The organism is Streptomyces africanus, assembly GCF_030816955.1.
Classification (GTDB): domain Bacteria; phylum Actinomycetota; class Actinomycetes; order Streptomycetales; family Streptomycetaceae; genus Streptomyces; species Streptomyces africanus.
Genome location: NZ_JAUSYP010000001.1, coordinates 6,154,845 through 6,172,584 on the forward strand (window position 1 = coordinate 6,154,845; position 17,740 = coordinate 6,172,584).

At 72.6% G+C, this 17,740-nt stretch carries 13 protein-coding genes; 10 read left to right on the forward strand and 3 right to left on the reverse strand.

Going from position 1 to position 17,740, the window contains the following annotated elements:
• Window positions 1-7: 7 nt before the first annotated feature.
• Complete coding sequence (gene gatB, locus QF034_RS28715) at window positions 8-1,522, forward strand: Asp-tRNA(Asn)/Glu-tRNA(Gln) amidotransferase subunit GatB (protein WP_307177632.1); 1,515 nt, start codon at window positions 8-10, stop codon at window positions 1,520-1,522.
• Window positions 1,523-1,578: 56 nt separating this feature from the next.
• On the opposite strand, the gene QF034_RS28720 is transcribed toward gatB, so the two are convergent.
• Window positions 1,579-2,388 carry an SAM-dependent methyltransferase gene (locus tag QF034_RS28720; RefSeq protein WP_307177633.1) on the reverse strand — a complete coding sequence of 270 codons (810 nt, stop codon included), beginning with the start codon at window positions 2,386-2,388 and terminating at the stop codon, window positions 1,579-1,581.
• Between the two features lie 190 nt (window positions 2,389-2,578).
• Here QF034_RS28720 and QF034_RS28725 point away from each other — a divergent pair, with 190 nt between their 5' ends.
• The 7 genes from QF034_RS28725 (at window position 2,579) to QF034_RS28755 (ending at window position 10,919) form a co-directional block, all read left to right on the forward strand.
• Entirely contained in the window at window positions 2,579-2,992 is a 414-nt protein-coding gene (locus tag QF034_RS28725) for a hypothetical protein (protein WP_307177634.1), read from the forward strand.
• A 158-nt stretch (window positions 2,993-3,150) separates the two neighbouring features.
• A complete protein-coding gene (locus tag QF034_RS28730; RefSeq protein ID WP_307177635.1) occupies window positions 3,151-5,397 on the forward strand; it encodes an MMPL family transporter in 2,247 nt (748 codons plus the stop codon).
• On the forward strand, window positions 5,375-5,947 hold the full coding sequence (locus QF034_RS28735) for a GNAT family N-acetyltransferase (protein WP_307177636.1): 573 nt from the start codon (window positions 5,375-5,377) through the stop codon (window positions 5,945-5,947). Before QF034_RS28730 ends, QF034_RS28735 begins: the two co-directional genes overlap by 23 nt.
• 35 nt (window positions 5,948-5,982) lie before the next feature.
• Complete coding sequence (locus QF034_RS28740) at window positions 5,983-6,513, forward strand: hypothetical protein (RefSeq protein WP_307177637.1); 531 nt, start codon at window positions 5,983-5,985, stop codon at window positions 6,511-6,513.
• A 199-nt stretch (window positions 6,514-6,712) separates the two neighbouring features.
• Window positions 6,713-6,898: a hypothetical protein gene (locus tag QF034_RS28745; RefSeq protein ID WP_307177638.1), complete on the forward strand. Its 186-nt coding sequence runs from the start codon at window positions 6,713-6,715 to the stop codon at window positions 6,896-6,898.
• Between the two features lie 692 nt (window positions 6,899-7,590).
• Complete coding sequence (locus QF034_RS28750; protein WP_307177639.1) at window positions 7,591-10,671, forward strand: helix-turn-helix transcriptional regulator; 3,081 nt, start codon at window positions 7,591-7,593, stop codon at window positions 10,669-10,671.
• Window positions 10,672-10,721: 50 nt separating this feature from the next.
• Window positions 10,722-10,919 (forward strand): DUF6191 domain-containing protein, encoded by a 198-nt coding sequence (locus QF034_RS28755; RefSeq protein WP_307177640.1) that lies wholly within the window; start codon window positions 10,722-10,724, stop codon window positions 10,917-10,919.
• Here QF034_RS28755 and QF034_RS28760 read toward each other — a convergent pair.
• Complete coding sequence (locus QF034_RS28760; RefSeq protein ID WP_307177641.1) at window positions 10,916-12,088, reverse strand: PQQ-dependent sugar dehydrogenase; 1,173 nt, start codon at window positions 12,086-12,088, stop codon at window positions 10,916-10,918. The genes QF034_RS28755 and QF034_RS28760 overlap by 4 nt on opposite strands.
• Window positions 12,089-12,214: 126 nt before the next feature.
• The gene (locus tag QF034_RS28765) at window positions 12,215-13,213 is read right to left on the reverse strand and encodes an aldo/keto reductase (RefSeq protein ID WP_307177642.1); all 999 of its coding nucleotides are present in this window, start codon (window positions 13,211-13,213) and stop codon (window positions 12,215-12,217) included.
• 77 nt (window positions 13,214-13,290) lie between these two features.
• On the opposite strand from QF034_RS28765, the gene QF034_RS28770 reads away from it, so the two are divergent.
• Both QF034_RS28770 and QF034_RS28775 read left to right on the forward strand, forming a co-directional pair.
• Window positions 13,291-14,241 carry a 2-hydroxyacid dehydrogenase gene (locus tag QF034_RS28770; RefSeq protein WP_307177643.1) on the forward strand — a complete coding sequence of 317 codons (951 nt, stop codon included), beginning with the start codon at window positions 13,291-13,293 and terminating at the stop codon, window positions 14,239-14,241.
• A 424-nt stretch (window positions 14,242-14,665) separates the two neighbouring features.
• Complete coding sequence (locus QF034_RS28775; protein ID WP_307177644.1) at window positions 14,666-17,686, forward strand: putative bifunctional diguanylate cyclase/phosphodiesterase; 3,021 nt, start codon at window positions 14,666-14,668, stop codon at window positions 17,684-17,686.
• Window positions 17,687-17,740 lie beyond the last annotated feature (54 nt).

Consider the following 17,740-nt stretch of genomic DNA (forward strand, 5'->3'; position numbering starts at 1 on the left):
TTTCACCGTGACCACCACGACCGACCTGGTGTCGTACGAGGAAGCACTCGCGTCGTACGACCCCGTCATGGGCCTTGAGGTCCATGTCGAACTCGGCACCAAGACCAAGATGTTCTGCGGTTGTTCGACCGCCCTCGGCCAGGACGCCAACGCGCAGACCTGTCCCGTGTGCCTCGGCCTGCCCGGCGCGCTCCCGGTCGTCAACGCGACCGGCGTCGAGTCCGCGATCAAGATCGGCCTCGCGCTGAACTGCGAGATCGCCGAATGGTGCCGCTTCGCCCGGAAGAACTACTTCTATCCGGACATGCCGAAGAACTTCCAGACCTCCCAGTACGACGAGCCGATCGCCTTCAACGGCTACCTCGACGTACAGCTGGAGGACGGCGAGACCTTCCGCGTGGAGATCGAGCGCGCCCACATGGAGGAGGACACCGGCAAGTCCACGCACGTGGGCGGCGCGACGGGCCGTATCCACGGCGCCTCGCACTCGCTCCTGGACTACAACCGCGCCGGCATCCCGCTCATCGAGATCGTCACCAAGCCGATCGTCGGCGCGGGCGAGCGCGCCCCCGAGGTGGCGAAGGCCTACGTCCGTGAGCTGCGCGAGGTCATCAAGGCGCTCGGTGTCTCCGAGGCCCGGATGGAGATGGGCCAGATGCGCTGCGACGTGAACCTGTCGCTGCGCCCCAACGGCACCGAGAAGTTCGGCACGCGTTCGGAGACGAAGAACGTGAACTCGCTGCGGTCCGTGGAGCGCGCGGCCCGCTTCGAGATCCAGCGGCACGCGGCCGTGCTGAGCAGCGGCGGGACGATCATCCAGGAGACCCGCCACTTCCACGAGGACACGGGGTCCACGACCTCGGGCCGGGTGAAGGAGGAGGCCGAGGACTACCGGTACTTCCCGGAGCCCGACCTCGTCCCGGTGGCCCCGTCCCGTGAGTGGGTCGAGGAGATCCGTTCCGCGCTGCCGGAGCTGCCGCTGGTCCGCCGCAACCGGCTCCGCGAGGAGTGGGGCGTCTCCGCCACCGACATGCAGGCGATCCTCAACGCCGGTGCGCTGGAGCCCATCGTCGCCACCATCGAGGCCGGGGCCGACGCCGCCTCCGCCCGCAAGTGGTGGATGGGCGAGCTGGCCCGCAGCGCCAACGAGTCGGGCAAGGCGCTCGACGAGCTGGCGATCACGCCGCAGCAGGTCGCCCGGGTCACCGAGCTCGTCGCGAAGGGCGACCTGAACGACAAGCTGGCCCGTCAGGTCATCGAAGGCGTCCTCGCGGGCGAAGGCACCCCGGACGAGGTCGTCGACAAGCGCGGTCTGAAGGTCGTCTCCGACGAGGGCGCGCTCACCGCCGCCGTCGACGAGGCCATCGCCGGCAATCCGGCCATCGCGGACAAGATCCGCGGCGGCAAGGTGGCGGCGGCCGGTGCCCTGGTCGGCGCGGTCATGAAGGCCACGCGCGGCCAGGCCGACGCGGCCCGCGTGAAGGAACTGATCCTTCAGAAGTTGGGCGTCAGCGAGGGCTGACCTCCGCGAACCCCACAGGGGGGATGCACCGGTCCCGGTGCATCCCCCCTGCGCCTTTATGCCTCCGGGCGACGGCCGACGACCCGGACGAAGCCCAGCGTGCCGCCCTGGTCCAGGCGCAGCATCTCGGCGCACTGGCCGGCCATCCGGATGTGGAATTCGTCCGTGTGCTCCTCGGCCACGACCTCGCACCAGCGCAGCCAGTCGCGCCAGCCGTCCTCCAGCCAGTCGGCCGTCTCGACCTCCACGGCCCCGCTGCGGGTCCAGTGGCGCCGCCACCAGGCGGCCGTGTGGAAGCACCAGAACCCCGGCTCCCAGTACGGCCTCAGGTGCTCCGGCGGCTCGGCGCCGTCGATCTCCTCGCGCAGCGCCGGTACGACGACCCCGATCCGCCCGCCGGGCTTCAGCAGCCGCGTCAGCTCGGGCAGGTACAGGTCGTTCGTGCCGAAGTACTGGTAGGCGTCGACGGAGACGATCGCGTCGAAGCTGTTCTCGCCGAACGGCAGGTCGTGCGCCTCGGCGAACACGGGCAGGACGCGGTCGGCGACGCCCGCCTCGGCGATGCGCCCGGCGTTCTCGTCGGGCTTGATCCACAGGTCGGCGGCCGTGACCTGGAGGTCGTACTCCCGGGCGAGGAAGATCGACGTCATGGCGCGGCCGCAGCCCAGGTCGAGCACGCGGGAGCCGGGGCTCAGGGTGTCGAGCCCCAGGGCGGGGGCCAGCCACTCCAGCAGCCACAGCGCGTGCGGGCCCATCTGGTTCTCGACGGTCCAGCGGGCGTCGTAGCGGTTGCTGCGCGGGTAGCGGGGGTGGCTGACGCGGTCAGCGAGGGGGTCGTTCGAGGTCCGGGAAGTGATGTCGCGCATCGGTGAACGGGCTCCTTGTGTCCTTGAGGAAGAAGGGGGATGCGTCGGAGCTCGGTCGGACCGTCAAACAATGCACCTGCTTCGGCCGGGCGGCGAGGTGCCGCGGGCATTCCTCGGACCCGCGGACGCTAACAGCCGGCCCCTCGGCCCCGCACCCGGTTTTCCCGCCCGACGCGCTACCGTCTCGGCCATGAGTGGACGCGCTGATTCCGACACCGATCCTGAGATAACGGGCCCGGAGGCAGCCGCCGCGCAGGACACCGAGCCCGATGCCGTGCCGGACGACGATGCGGCAGAGCCGGACGAGGAACCGGACGGGGAGCCGGCCGACGAGCCGGACGACGCCGATGATCCGGTGGAGGGCGCGCGGCGGGCCCGCTGGACGGCGGCGGGCACGGGCGCCGCGCTGACCCTGGCGGGTCTGGCCGCGGCCCTGCTCCGCCTCACCCGCTCCGCACCGGCACTCGTCCCGGCGGCGTACGCCGGCGGCGCGGCCGTCTGCGCGGGCGCCGCCGTGCTGGGCGCCCGCGGACGCACCCGGCGCGCCCTGTGGCTGCTGATCGCCGGCGTGATGGTGATGGCGCTGGGGGACCAGTCTGACTGACCCCGCCCGCTGTGAATAAGCCCACGAAACCGACAAATGATCTCGTACGCCTGTAAGAGTGACTCCGCATTGCTCATGCGTTCTTTGCGGGCTGTTCAGTTCATGGACGACTGCTCCCGGTCAAAGATCCAAAAAAAGTCACCCTGGGAGCACGTTTCGTGGCAGCCCTCGCACGCTGGTGTGTCCAACGCCGTCTGGTCACCGTTCTGCTGTGGCTCCTCGCCTTCGCGGGGGTGGCTGCGGGCGCCGCCGTCGCCGGCTCCGCGTACTCGAACGACTACCAGGTCCCCGGCACCGAGTCGGGCCGCGCCACCCAGCTGCTGCACGAGGGCTTCCCGCGGCTCGGCGGCGACAGCGACACCGTCGTCTGGCACACCACCTCCGGCAGTGTCCGCGCCGCCGACGTCGAGCAGACGATGACCCGCGCCCTGGAACGCGTCGAGAACCTGCCCGGCGTGGCCTTTGTGACCAGCCCCTACGACGGGCCGGGCACGGGACGCGTCAGCGCGGACGGCCGTACGGCGTACGCCACGGTCACCTTCGACGACCAGGCGCAGGACATCAGCCGGACCGAGGCGCAGGCCGTCGTCGACACCGCCAAGAGCGCTCAGACCGACGGGCTCCAGGTGGAGCTGGGCGGCAGCGCCGTCGCGCTCACTCAGTCCTCCGGCGGGCACCTCGCCGAGATCGTCGGCGTGGTCGTCGCCGCGGTCGTGCTGTTCCTGGCCTTCGGCTCGCTCGCCGCCTCACTGCTGCCCATCGCCACGGCCCTGGTCGGCGTCGGCACCGCCTACGCCGGGATCGTGCTGCTCGGGCACGCCATGACCGTCGCCGACTTCGCCCCCATGCTCGGCATGCTGATCGGGCTCGGCGTCGGTATCGACTACGCGCTCTTCATCGTCACGAGACACCGGCGCGGGCTGAAACGCGGGCTGTCCGTCACCGAGGCGGCCACCAACGCCGTCGCGACCACGGGGCGGGCGGTCGTCTTCGCGGGTGCCACCGTTTGCATCGCCCTGCTGGGCATGCTGATCCTGCGGCTGAGCTTCCTCAACGGCGTCGCCGTCGCCGCCAGTCTGACCGTGATCCTCACCGTCGCGGCCTCCGTGACGCTGCTGCCCGCCCTGCTGTCCCTCATCGGCATGCGGGCGCTCAGCCGCCGCGAGCGCCGCCGCCTGGCGGAACACGGGCCCGAACCCGAACTGCCCACCGGCTTCGCCGCCCGCTGGTCGGCGTTCGTCGAGCGCCACCCCAAGGCGCTCGGCGCGGTCGCCCTGGTGGTCATGGCCGTCCTCGCGCTGCCCACGTTCTCCCTGCACCTGGGCACCTCCGACCAGGGCAACGACCCGAAGACATCCACCACCCGGCAGGCCTACGACCTCCTCGCCGACGGCTTCGGCCCCGGCGTCAACGGCCCGCTCACCCTCGTCACGAAGGTCGACGGAGCCGACGACAAGCTCGCCCTGGACAACCTCGACGCCACGCTCCGCACCACCGAGGGCGTCGCCTCGGTGACGCCGGTGACGTTCGGCTCCGGCGGCGACACCGCGTACCTCACCGTCGTACCGGAGTCCTCGCCGCAGTCGAAGCAGACCAGCGACCTCGTCGACCGGCTGCGCGACGAGGTGCTGCCCCGGGCCGAGGCGGGCACCTCGCTCGACACGCAGGTCGGCGGCATGACGGCCGGCTACGACGACTTCGCCGACATCATCGTCTCCAAGCTGCCCGTCTTCGTCGGGGTCGTCATCGGCCTGGGCTGTCTGCTGCTCCTGCTCGCTTTCCGGTCGATCGGCATCCCGCTGAAGGCCGCCGCGATGAACGTCGCCGCCGTGGCCTCCGCCTTCGGGGTGGTCACCGCGATGTTCCAGTGGGGCTGGGGCAGCGAACTGCTCGGCCTCGGCAGCGCGGGGCCCATCGAGCCCTTCCTGCCCGTGATCATGGTCTCGGTGCTCTTCGGCCTCTCCATGGACTACCAGGTCTTCCTGGTGAGCCGGATGTACGAGGAGTGGCTCGAGACCGGCGACAACCGGCGTGCCGTCCGGGTCGGCCTCGCGGAGACCAGCCGGGTGATCAACTCGGCGGCCGTCATCATGATCTCCGTCTTCCTCGCCTTCGTGCTCAGCGGCGACCGCGTGATAGCCATGTTCGGCATCGCCCTGGCCGCCGCCGTCGCCCTGGACGCCTTCGTGCTGCGCACGCTCCTCGTCCCCGCCCTGATGCACCTGCTCGGCGGCGCCAACTGGTGGCTGCCGCGCTGGATGGACAAGCGCCTGCCGCGGATCAGCATCGAACCGCCCGAGTGCCGTGCCGCGCATGAGAGGCTGGCCGCCGCGACGGACGCCGAGGTGGCGGACGTCCTGGCCGAGGAGGAACGGCAGCGGGATGTACGCGATATCCCTGGGTGACGACGCCGAGCTGAGGCCCCTGGAGCCCTGGCACGCCGGGGAGTTCCTGGCGCACCTGGAGCGGGGGCGGGAGTTCATCGGGCGGTACATCCCGTTCGGGACGAATGAGACGGACCTGCTCTCCGCCCGTGCGAAGCTCCAGCTCTACGCCGACATGCGCGCCGCCGACACGGGGTCCCTGCACGGCGTGTGGCTGGAGGGGACGCTGGTGGGCGGGGTGCTGTTCCTGAACTTCGACGCGGCGACCGGAAACTGCGAGGTCGGCTGCTGGCTGGAGCCCGCCGGAACGGGCCGGGGCCTGGTCACACGCGCGATGCGGGTTCTCATCGACTGGGCCGTCGAGGAGCGCGGCATCCACCGGGTCGAGTGGGTCGCCGCCTCCGCCAATCAGCCGAGCCTGAACGTGGCGCGGCGCCTCGGCATGACCCGTGACGGTGTGCGACGCGAGGCGCACCCCTATGGTGGCGTACGGCACGATCTCGAAGTCTGGTCGGTGCTGGCGCCCGAGTGGCGCGCCGCACGCGCGCGTGCCGCTCACGACGATCATTAAGAGACTTCTCAGACAGCGACCCTACGGTGCGACACATGGCAACGAACGCAGTGGACGAGACCGAGGCCACCGAGGCCACGACCGACGAGAAGGCGGTGGACACCACCAAGTCCGACGAGGTGACCCGGACCGAGGTCCCGGCCGAGACCGCCGGCACCAAGGAGGAGGGCGCCTCCGGCGTCGGCCAGGGCGCCGGCGCCGTGGTCTCCGCCGCGCTGGGCGTCGTCTCGCTCACCGGCAGCTGGCTCGGCACGGTGGCTGCCGCACGGCAGAACCTCATCGGCCAGCTGGAGACGGCGCAGAACGCGGGCGTGGCCAAGCAGATCCAGGCGGTCTACGGCGACGCCTGGCAGACCACCGCCCTGTGGGGCGGCCTGTTCGCGGTGACGGCGCTGATCGTCGGCGTCGTCGTACTGGCCCGGCCGGCCTTCGGCACCCCCGGCAGGATCCAGGCCCCCTGGATCAAGTCGGTCGCCTGGGCGGGTGTCGCGCTCGGCGTGATCGGCCTGTTCCTGGCGGTCCTCAAGTACACCGGCATCCTGCTCTCCCTGCCGTCGGCGGGCTGAGTCACCGCAGGTCCTGAGGGGTCTTAGGGAATCCGCGAGCACCTTACGGAGTCCCTGAGGCCCCTCAGCCGTGTCTAAGGCCCCGCGGGCCCCGGAAGATGCGGAACTCTCCCGATGTGGCGGCCCGGCCCGGGAGACGAAGGTGGAGGCATCGCGGAAAGCGAATCCCTTCCGCCCGACCTCTCACCAAGGACACGCCATGTACGAGTACGAGTTCCAGCAGCTGCGCGCCGCCGACCTCATCCGCCGGGCCGACCACGAGCGCCTGGTCCGCGAGGCCGCCCGGGCCCGCCGCGCCGCCCGCCGTCAAGCCGCGGAAGGCTCCGCCGAGCACGAGAGCCATACCCGCCGCTTCCGCCGGCCACGGTCAGCCCGCGCCGCGTGAACACGGGACCGACACCGGCCGCCTCCGCGATCACCCGCACGGAGGCGGCCGCTGATGTGGTGGCCGTCCGTACGGACGGAGGCGCTGATGTGGTGGCCATCGGGACGGAGGAGGCTGCTGATGCGGTGGCCACCGGGGCGGGCGGGGCTGCTGACGTGGTGGCGGTCCGCCGGGAGGCGGCTGCCTATGCCGGGGGCGTCCGGGCGGGGGCGGCGGCCGGTTCCGGGGGCGTCCGGATGGGGGCGACAGCTTGCCCCGGGGGTGTGCGGGCGGAGGTGGCTGCTGATGCGGTGGCCGTCGGGGCGGGCGGGGGTGCTGACGTGGTGGCGGTCCGCCGGGAGGCGGCTGCCTATGCCGGGGGCGTCCGGGCGGGGGCGGCGGCCGGTTCCGGGGGCGTCCGGATGGGGGCGACAGCTTGCCCCGGGGGTGTGCGGGCGGAGGTGGCTGCTGATGCGGTGGCCGTCGGGGCGGGCGGGGGTGCTGACGTGGTGGCGGTCCGCCGGGAGGCGGCTGCCGTCGTTGGGGGCGTCCGGGCGGGGGCGGCGGCCGGTCCCGTGGGTGCCCGGACGGGGGCGACAACGGGGCCCGGGGACGTCCGGACGGCGGCGGCGGTCGGTCCCGCGGGCGTCCGCGGTGCCGGGGCCGGGGGCCGGCGTGGCAAAACCGGTGCCGGGCTGTCGGAGCCGCATGCGATGCTCGGGTCCGTGGAGACCAGGTCCGTCAGCCCCGTGTTCGTCGGCCGGGACGCCGAGTTGGGCTTGCTCGACGAGGTGCTCGCCGGTGCCGCCGCGGGCGACCCCCAGGCGTTGCTCGTCGGCGGCGAGGCCGGAGTCGGCAAGACCCGGCTCGTCGAGGAGTTCGCCGCCGCTGCCCGCAGGCGGGGCGCGGTCGTCGCGCTCGGCGGCTGCGTCGAGATCGGCGCCGACGGGCTGCCGTTCGCGCCGTTCTCCACCGCCCTGCGCGCCCTGCGCCGCGAGCTGCCCGGGCCACTCGCCGCCGCGGCCGCCGGACAGGAGGAGGAGCTGGCCCGGCTGCTCCCCGAGATCGGCACGGCCGCAGCCCGCGAGGCCGCCCGGCACGACGAGGACGGCATGGCCCGCCTCTTCGAACTCACCGCACGCCTGCTGGAGCGCGTCACCGCCGAGCACACCGTCGTCCTCGCCCTGGAGGACCTGCACTGGGCCGACGCCTCCACCCGCCACCTGCTCTCCTACCTCTTCCGCACCCTGCGCACCGGCCGCCTCGTCGTCCTGGCCACCTACCGCTCCGACGACATCCACCGCCGCCACCCGCTCAGGCCCCTGCTCGCCGAACTCGACCGGCTCCGCACCATCCGCCGCATCGAACTCGCCCGGTTCAACCGCGAGGAGGTGTGCCGCCAGGTCGCCGGCATCCTCGCCCAGGAGCCCGACCCGGACCAGATCGACGCGATCTTCGAACGGTCCGACGGCAACGCCTTCTTCGTCGAGGAACTCGCCGTCGCCGCCCACGAGGGCTGCCGCACGGGCCTGACCGACTCCCTGCGCGACCTGCTGCTCGTCCGGGTGGAGGGGCTGCCGGAGACCGCCCAGCAGGTCGCCCGGATCGTCGCCGAGGGCGGCTCCACCGTCGAGTACCGGCTGCTGGCCGCCGTCGCCCGGCTCGCCGAGGACGACCTCATCAAGGCACTGCGGGCCGCCGTGAACGCCAGCATCCTCACCCCCGCGCCCGCCGACGACGGCTACCGCTTCCGCCACTCCCTGGTCCGCGAGGCCGTCAGCGACGACCTGCTCCCCGGTGAGCGCTCCCGCCTCAACCGCCGCTACGCCGAAGCCCTGGAGGCCGACCCGACCCTCGTCCCGGCCGACCAGCACGCGACGCGCCTGGCCAGCTACTGGTACCACGCGCACGACGCGGCCAAGGCCCTGCCCGCCGTCCTCGACGCCGCCGTCGAGGCCCGCCACCGTCACGCCTACGCCGAGCAACTACGGCTGCTGGAACGGGCGATGGAACTGTGGGACACCGCCCCCGAAGCCGTACGCCGGACCCTGCGCCCCGTCGACTACGCCGAGGTCTATCCGCCCTGCGGCCCGGAGGCCACCGCGCTGAGCCACCTCGACCTGCTGGCCGAGGCGGCCGTGGCCGGACGGCTCTGCGGGGAGCGCGAACGCGCCCTGAAGATCACCAAGCGTGCGCTGCGCCAGCTGGACGAGGAGGACGACCCCCTGCGCGCCGCCTGGTTCTGGATCCAGCGCTCCCGGCTGGTGCAGCGGCTCGCCCGCGGTGACGGCTGGAAGGAGATCGCCACCGCGCAGGACCTGGTCCGCGGCCTGCCGCCGTCCGAGGTGCACGCCGAGGTGCTCGCCACGGTCGCCCACTGGTCGATGCTCCACCAGCCGGGCCCGGAGGCCCTGACGGCCGCCGAGCGGGCGGTGGAGTACGCGCGCATGGTGGGCGCCGAGGACATCGAGGCCAACGCCCGGCTCACCCTCGGCGGACTCATGATCGACGCCGGGCAGATCGAGGCCGGGCTGGCCCACATGTACGAGGTCAGGGACGAGGTCGTGGCCCGGGGGCTCCCGGCGGTCGTGGGCCGCAGCCACGTGAACCTGCCCTCCGCCCTGGAAGGCATCGGGCGCTCCGAGGAGGCCGTGGACGTCCTTCACGAGGGCCTGCGCCTCACCGGCAGGATGGGCCTGCGGGATTCCGAGGGCTGGGTCTGGAGCAACCTCGCCGAGTCGCTCATCTCCCTGGGCCGCTGGGACGAGGCCGCCGAGGCGGCCGTCAACGCCCAGCGGCGAGGGCAGACGGCCGCGCCGTACGGGTCGGGCGCCAACAGCCTGGCGTTCCTCGCGCTCGCCCGCGGCCGGGTGCCCGAGGCGGCCCGCCATCTCGCCGACAGCCGCGCCTCCTACGGCCCGCACGACCCCATGCCGCAGCACGACCTCCCGATCGCCTGCCTCACCCTCCAGGTCGCCGTCGCCGAGGGCCGCCTCGCCGACGCCCGCGCCGAACTGGCCCGCACCCTGAAGTCCGGTTTCCCGCCCGGCACCCAGCGCTACGCCTGGCCCCTGCTGCTCGAAGCCGCCGCTGCCGAGGCCGACGCCCGGGCCCTGCCGACCGCGCGGGACGGCCGCGAGGAGACCCTTCAGAGCATCTTCGCGGCCGTCAAACGCCTCACCACGAACGCCCCCGTCTGGCTCGCCCACGAGAAGTGGGTCCGCGCCGAACTCCACCGCGCCGACATCCACCACGCCGAATTCCCTGGCACCGGAAGCCGGAGCGTCCCGGACCTCTGGTCGGAGGTGGTCACCGCCTTCGAACCCCTGGAGCGCCCCTACGACCTCGCCCGCGTCCGGTACCGCCTGGCCGAGTCGCTGCTGACCGGCGGCGGCGAGGCCGACGAGCGCGACCGGGCCACCGAACTGCTCCGCCTCGCCCACGCCGTCGCCCGCCACCTGGGGGCCCGGCCGCTCGCCGAGGCCGCCTCCGCGCTCGCCCGGCGCGCCCGCCTGCCGCTCACGCCCGCCGCGGAACCGGCCCTCGCCCCCATGGACCCCGCCGAGGCCCTGGGCCTCACCAGCAGGGAACGGGACGTGCTGCGCCTGGTCGCCGCCGGTCACACCAACCGCCGGATCGCCGAGGAACTGTTCATCTCCCCGAAGACCGCGAGCGTCCACGTCTCCAACATCCTGGCGAAGCTCGGCGTCTCCGGGCGCGGCGAGGCGGCGGCGGTGGCGCACCGGCTGGGGCTGTTCCCGGCCGAATCCGTCATGCCCGGTCCGGCAGGCTGAGGTATACGCTGTAAAGGACATCGGGGGTGTCGCGGCCCAGGGAGGGCTCCGTGTTCAACATGTTCGAGGAACTGTTCGCACCCGGCCGCAAACACACCCGAGACGAACAGAACCGCTTGGAGCTGACCCGGCAGGACACCGGGGACGCCGATCCCGGACGCGGGCCGATAGACCTGTCGTCCGGAAAGGTCGTCGTACGCCCGCCGCAGGAGCCGGAGGACGAAAACTCCGAAGACTCCGAGGGCTAGGTCACCCGCAGTTCCAGGATCCGGTCGTCCTCGTCCTTGGGACTGCCCCGGCCGTCCGTGTTGCTGGTCACCAGCCACAGCCGGTCGCCGCCCGCCGCGACCACCGTGCGCAGCCGGCCGTACTCGCCCTCCAGGAACGCCTGCGGTTCGGCCGAGGCCTGTGTGCCGTTCAGCGGGATGCGCCACAGCCGCTTGCCGCGCAGGCCCGCCATCCAGACCGACCCCTCGGCGTAGGCGATGCCGCTGGGCGAGGCCTCGGCCGTGGTCCACTGGTCGACCGGGTTGTGGAACCCCGAGTCGCCGGACCTGCCCTCGGCCTCCGGCCAGCCGTAGTTGTCGCCCGGCTTGATCGCGTTGAGCTCGTCCCAGGTGTCCTGGCCGAACTCCGAGGCGAACAGGCGCTGCTTCGCGTCCCAGGCCAGGCCCTGCACATTGCGGTGGCCGTACGAGTACACCGGCGAGTTCCCGAACGGGTTGCCCGGCGCCGGCTCGCCCTCCGGGGTCAGCCGCAGGATCTTGCCGCCCACGGAGTCCTTGTCCTGGGACAGGCCCGTGTCACCGCTCTCGCCCGTGCCGGCGTACAGCATCTTGTCCGGGCCGAACGCGATCCGGCCGCCGTTGTGGATGAAGCCCTTGGGAATGCCCTTGAAGACCGTGTCGGGAGCGCCGAGCTGCTCGCCGGAGGGCTTCTTCTCGTCGTACAGCATGCGGACGATGCGGTTGTCGGAGGCCGAGGTGAAGTACGCGTAGACCATGCGGTCCGAGGCGTAGTCGGGAGACAGGGCGATGCCGAGCAGGCCGCCCTCGCCCGCGGCCGATACCCCCGGCACCTCGCCCAGCTCGGTCTTCCTGCCGGTCTTCTCGTCGACCCGGACGATCGTGCCGTCGTCCCGGGAGGAGACGAGCAGGCCGCCGCCCGGCAGCGGGGCGAGGCCCCAGGGGGAGTCCAGGCCCTCGGCGACGGTGCGCACCACCTTCACCGAGCCCTTGGCGGGCGGTGCCTCCTGCGCGGCCTGTCCCGTCGGTGCGGACGACCCCGGTGCGCTCCGGCTCGGGGAGGCGCTCCCGTCCGTGCCGGACGCACCTCCGCCGTCGGACGAACAGCCGGCCGTCAGCAGGAGCGCGGCGGCGGCCAACACGGTCGGCACGGCTCGACGTTGCACGATCATGGTCCCTTCGACGGGGCAGGTCCTCTCCCTGTCATACACCGCCGGCGCCTCTCAAGTTCCCGATCACGGAACGCGCGGCCCCGAACACGGGGTTTGCCCGAAAACGCCCCCGACGCGGGACGGGGTTCAGTCCCAGGACCCCCGTGCCGGCGGCAGTTCCGCCACCTCGCGCAGATCGTCCGCCGTCAGGCGCAGGGCCGCCGCGGCGGCGTTCTCCGTGACCCAGCGCTCCTGCTTCGTGCCGGGGACCGGGACCACGTGCGGGCCCTGGGCGAGGACCCAGGCGAGGGCGACCTGGGCGGCGGTGACGCGCTCGCCGTGGCGGCGGGCCACCCGGCGCAGGCCCGCGACGATCGGCTGGTTCGCGGCCATCATCTCGGCCGTGAAGCGGGGGTGCCGGGCCCGGAGGTCGTCCACCTCGAAGCCCGCGCCGGGCCGCAGCCGGCCGGTCAGGAAGCCGTTGCCGAGCGGCATCGCCGCCAGGAACCCGATGCCCCGCGTCTCGCACCACGGCAGCAGCGTCTCCAGCGCCTCCGGCGACCACACGGACAGCTCGGCCTCCACCGCGCTCACGGGGAACACCTGCTGCACCCGCTCCAGCTGCCGGATCGTCGCGTCGTGCAGCCGGGCCCCGGAGCGGCGGCCGGCCCGCGCGCCCACCGCGCACAGGCCCAACGCCCGTACCTTCCCGGCCTGGACGAGCTCCGCCATCGCGCCCCAGGTCTCCTCGACGGGCACTTCCGGGTCGGCCCGGTGCAGCTGGTAGAGGTCTATGACGTCCGTCTGGAGACGCCGCAGCGACGCGTCACAGGCCCGTTTCACATACCCGGGGCGGCCGTTGGCGACGATGTGCTGGTCGCCCACGAGCAGACCGACCTTCGTCGACACGAACGCGTCCGTCCGCCGCTCCTTCAACGCCCGCCCCACCAGCAGTTCGTTGGTGAAGGGGCCGTACATGTCGGCCGTGTCGAGCAGGGACGACCCCAGGTCGAGCGCCCGGTGCACCGCCCTGAGCGACTCGTCGCCGCGCCGCCGCGACGCACTGTACGCCCAGCTCATCGGCATGCACCCGAGTCCGACGGCCCCCACCGCGAGCGCCGCCGCGCCGATCGTCCTGCGCTCCACCTGGTCGTGACCCTCCCTGTTCCGGCCACCCCAACCTAACCTCTGCCGTCGCACCGTCCTGACATAGCCTCCTGTGCATGACTGCTGACGTGTGGCTGCCCATCCCGCCGGGCGAGATCGAGGGACTCCCCGAGGGCCTCGCCTACCGCTTCTGGAACGGTGAGGAGGACTTCCCCGCGGACCCGGCGGACTGCGCGTTCTACGTCGTCCCCTACATGAAGCCCAGTCCGCTGTGCGTGCGTCCGATGCCGGAGATGAGCCACGTGCAGGTCGTGCAGACCCTCTCGGCCGGGATCGACCACGTGGAGCCCGGGCTGCGGCACCTGCGTCCGGGCGTGCGGCTGTGCAACGCGCGCGGGGTGCACGAGGCCAGCACCGGAGAGCTCACCCTCGCCCTGATCCTGGCCTCGCTGCGCGGGGTCCCCGACTTCGTCCGCGCGCAGGACCGGGGGGAGTGGCTCGCCGGGTTCCGGCCCGCGCTCGCCGACAAGAACGTCCTCATCGTCGGGTACGGGTCGATCGGCGAGGCCATCGAGGACCGGCTCGTTCCGTTCGAGGTGGCGCGGGTGGCGCGCGTCGCGCGCTCCGAGCGCACCACGGCGCGCGGGCCGGTGCATCCGCTCACCGAACTCCCGGCGCTGCTGCCGGAAGCGGATGTCGTCATCCTGTCCACGCCGCTCACCGAAACCACCCGTGGCCTGGCCGGGGCCGACTTCCTGTCCCGGATGAAGGACGGGGCGCTCCTCGTCAACGTCGCCCGCGGCCCCGTCGTCGACACCAAGGCGCTGCTCGCCGAGCTGGAGACGGGCCGCATCACCGCCGCCCTCGACGTCACCGACCCGGAGCCCCTGCCGCGCGAACATCCCCTGTGGCGTGCGCCGGGGGTACTCATCAGCCCGCACGTCGGCGGTCCCACCTCCGCGTTCCTGCCGCGCGCCAGGCGGCTCCTGGTGGACCAGTTGAACCGTTATGTGAACCGGGAGCCGCTGCGCAACGTGATCCTTACGACGGGTGCATCAACCGACTGATCCGAACCCGAGTACTGTCCGCAATCCTTCGGGCGCGGTGGGTACTCATATAACCGTTGCTCGTTACGCAGAGTAGAGAACCTATGTCCCTGAGTGACGAGACTGGTGTATCGTCCCGACAGGGGCTGCGCCGCGGACCGTTCGGCGCCGGGGACGGACACTTCAGACTGTGAGGGGGGCGACAGGCGATGCACGGCCTATGGACGAGCGATCCGACGAGGCGGGGCTGCCGGCGGCGACCCTGGCGGACGGCCGCGAGCAGACGCGGTCACCACGCCGATCACGGCGGGCACCACACCCACCACAGCGACCATCACGCCGACCAGAGCCATCACCGCCGCAGGCCCGGCAGCCGCAGAAGGCATGCCCAGCCGGTGCACCGGGGCCCGCGGGACCCGGGGGCGGCAGGGACCGGGAGGGTCCGGTGAGCGCGCCGCCGACCCCCGCCCCCACGCTCGACGGAGCGCTGCGGGCACAGCCTCCGTCCCCCGGGGCGCTGCTGCCCCGCACGCCGGCCCCCGGCCCCCGGCCGGGCCCGGCCCTCCAGCTCGTCCTCGCCCTGATCTGCGCGGGATACGCCGTCGGTTCCGCGTTCAGCTGGGGCTCGCGCGAACTGGCCCTGATCATGGGTGACTTCGGACTGAGCGCCGCTGCGGCCACCGCAGCCGTGTCGTGCTTCCTCTACGGCCGCAGCCGCTGCACCCGCTTTCGACCCGCCTGGCTGCTGTTCGGCCTCTCCTCGGCCATGGCGTCCCTGGGCAACCTGATCTGGGGGTGGTACGAGGTCGTCCTCGGACAGCCCGTGCCCAGTCCCAGCTACGCCGACCTGTTCTTCCTCTGCTTCGCGCCGCCCGCGATCGTCGGGCTGCTCGTGCTCGCCAAGCGGCCGGTCACCAAGGCCGGCTGGGTCTGCCTCGGGCTGGACGCCTGGCTGATCGGCGGCTCGCTGCTCACGCTGGCCTGGAGCCTCGCCCTCGCCCAGGCCGCGAAGTCCGAAGGGCCCGGCGTGGCGCACACCGCGCTGTCGCTGGCCTACCCGCTGCTCGACATCGCACTGGTCAGCATGGTCCTCGCGCTGCACTTCAGGCGGTCCGCGGTGAACCGCTCCGCCGTCAACACCGCGATCGGCGCGCTCGCGCTGACCGTGATGTGCGACGCCCTGTTCACCTCACCGCTGATGCACCACGACTACCACTCCGGCCAGCTGCTCGACGCGGGCTGGTTCGCCGGCTCGCTGCTCCTGGCCTACGCCCCGTGGGCCGGGTCCCGCACGCCGGACACCGACCGGCACGGCGCGAACCGGCAGAACACGGCAGGGCACACGCGCGTGGTGCACGAGCACGTACCCGGGCAGCGCAGCGGCCCGCACCACCCTCCGCCCCTGCCCGGAGGCGAGGTCGGCCGGTACCCGGCCGCCCGGCCCATCGCCGGATCCCTCGCCGCGCTCACGCCGTATCTGGCGGCGGCCGTGTGCACCCTGGGAATCCTCTACAACGTCCTCAACGGCCGCAGCGTCGACCGCGTGGTCCTGATCACCGGCGGCACGGTCGTGCTCGCGCTGGTGGTGCGCCAGGGCATCATGCTGCTCGACAACATCACCCTCACCCAGGAACTGGCCCAGAAGGAGAACCACTTCCGCTCCCTGGTGCAGGGCTCCAGCGACGTCATCATGATCGCCGCACCCAGCGGCGTCCTCAGGTACGTCTCCCCGGCCGCCGCCGGTGTCTACGGCCGCCCGGCGGAGGAGCTGGTGGGTACGGAGCTGGCCCATCTCATCCACCCGGAGGACCTCGGCTGCGTCGTGCACGAGGTACGGCGTTTCCTCGCCGCCAATCCGGTCGAGGAACCCACCACGCGCATCGAGTGCCGTTTCCGCTCGGGTGACGGAGGCTGGCTGAACGTCGAGTCGACCGTCAACCGCCATCACGGCGGCCTCATCTTCAACAGCCGGGACGTGACCGAAAGGGTGCGGCTCCAGGCCCAGTTGCAGCACAACGCCGAGCACGACCCGCTCACGGACCTGCCCAACCGCGCCCTGTTCACCAAGCGCGTCCAGCACGCGCTGTCGGGCCGCCGCGCCTCCGACCGGGGCGTGGCCCTGCGGAACACGGCCGTGCTGTTCATCGATCTCGACGGCTTCAAGGCCGTCAACGACACCATCGGGCACCAGGCCGGGGACGAGCTGCTCGTCCAGGCCGCCCGCCGCCTGCAGGACTCCGTCCGGCACGGCGACACCGCCTCCCGGCTGGGCGGCGACGAGTTCGCGGCCCTGATCGTCGGGGACAACACCCGCGACCGCGAGGCCCGGCAGCGGCACATACTGGAGCTCGCCGACCGCCTCAGGACGACGCTGTCCCAGCCGTACGTCATCGACGGCAACGATGTCCGTGTCAACGCCTCCATCGGCGTGGCCTTCGCGGAGGCCGGCCTCGGCGCGGGCGAACTGCTGCGCAACGCCGACCTGGCCATGTACCGCGCCAAGGCCGGCGGCAAGGGCCGCGTCGAGCTGTACAAGCCGCAGATGCAGCAGGACGTCGTGCGCAAGGCGGAGCTGGCCACGCGACTGCGGGCCGCGTTGCACGACGGGGAGTTCGCCCTGCTGCACCAGCCGGTGGTGTGCCTGGAGGACGGCCGGATCGCGTCGGTGTCCGCGCAGGCGCGCTGGTGCTCCTCGCAGGGGGTGCTGTTCACCCCGGCGGAGTTCCTGCGCGTGGCCGAGGACAGCGACAAGACCGCCGAGCTGGGCCGGTGGATGATCGAGGAGGCCGTCGAGCAGGCCGCCGAGCGACACGCGGCCGGGCTGTCCGCGCCGGTCGTCGTCCGGATGAGCGCCCGCCGGCTGCTGGACCGGTCGATGCCGCTCGGCACCATCGAGGCGCTGCTCACGCGGCACAGGCTGCCGTCCGGGTCGCTGATCATCGAGCTGTCCGACGCCGACCCCAGGGTCGGCCTGGACGAGCTGGAGCGGCGGCTGGGTGCCCTCAGGCGGGTCGGGGTCCGGATCGCGCTCGACGGGTTCGGCAGCGGCTACGGGGCGATCACGGCCCTGCGGCGGCTGCCCGTCGACGTGCTGAAGCTCGACCGCAGTCTGGTCGAGGGCGTCGTCGAGTCGGCCCGCCTGTACAAGATCACCAGTGGGCTGCTGCGCATCGCCGGCGACCTCGGGCTGAAGTCCGTGGCCGACGGGGTCGACCTGCCCGAGCAGGTCGTCGCCCTGCGCGCGATGGGCTGTACGCACGGGCAGGGCATGGCGTTCTCCGGGCCGCTCGACGAGCACCGGCTGCGCCGGGCGCTCGCTTCCGGCCGTTATCCGGTGCCGCACGGACCGGCCGAACCGGCGTTCGCGGGCGGTGCTCCGCGGGTGTACAGCTCGGGTGTGTCCGCCGTCATCGGAGGCGGTACGGCCCTCCGCTCACATAATGAGACTCCCGTCCCACCCACTTGACAGTGAGTGCGTGCCGGGGGGAGGGTCTGTGCCATGCGCACCCGAATTCTCGTA

What these genes read in the sequence shown, in the direction of transcription:
- QF034_RS28735 (WP_307177636.1), top strand. Translation starts at nt 5,375, where the DNA reads ATGTACGCGATATCCCTGGGTGACGACGCCGAGCTGAGGCCCCTGGAG.
- QF034_RS28725 (WP_307177634.1), top strand. Translation starts at nt 2,579, where the DNA reads ATGAGTGGACGCGCTGATTCCGACACCGATCCTGAGATAACGGGCCCG.
- QF034_RS28740 (WP_307177637.1), top strand. Translation starts at nt 5,983, where the DNA reads ATGGCAACGAACGCAGTGGACGAGACCGAGGCCACCGAGGCCACGACC.
- QF034_RS28760 (WP_307177641.1), bottom strand. Translation starts at nt 12,088, where the DNA reads ATGATCGTGCAACGTCGAGCCGTGCCGACCGTGTTGGCCGCCGCCGCG.
- QF034_RS28745 (WP_307177638.1), top strand. Translation starts at nt 6,713, where the DNA reads ATGTACGAGTACGAGTTCCAGCAGCTGCGCGCCGCCGACCTCATCCGC.
- QF034_RS28720 (WP_307177633.1), bottom strand. Translation starts at nt 2,388, where the DNA reads ATGCGCGACATCACTTCCCGGACCTCGAACGACCCCCTCGCTGACCGC.
- QF034_RS28770 (WP_307177643.1), top strand. Translation starts at nt 13,291, where the DNA reads ATGACTGCTGACGTGTGGCTGCCCATCCCGCCGGGCGAGATCGAGGGA.
- QF034_RS28750 (WP_307177639.1), top strand. Translation starts at nt 7,591, where the DNA reads ATGCTCGGGTCCGTGGAGACCAGGTCCGTCAGCCCCGTGTTCGTCGGC.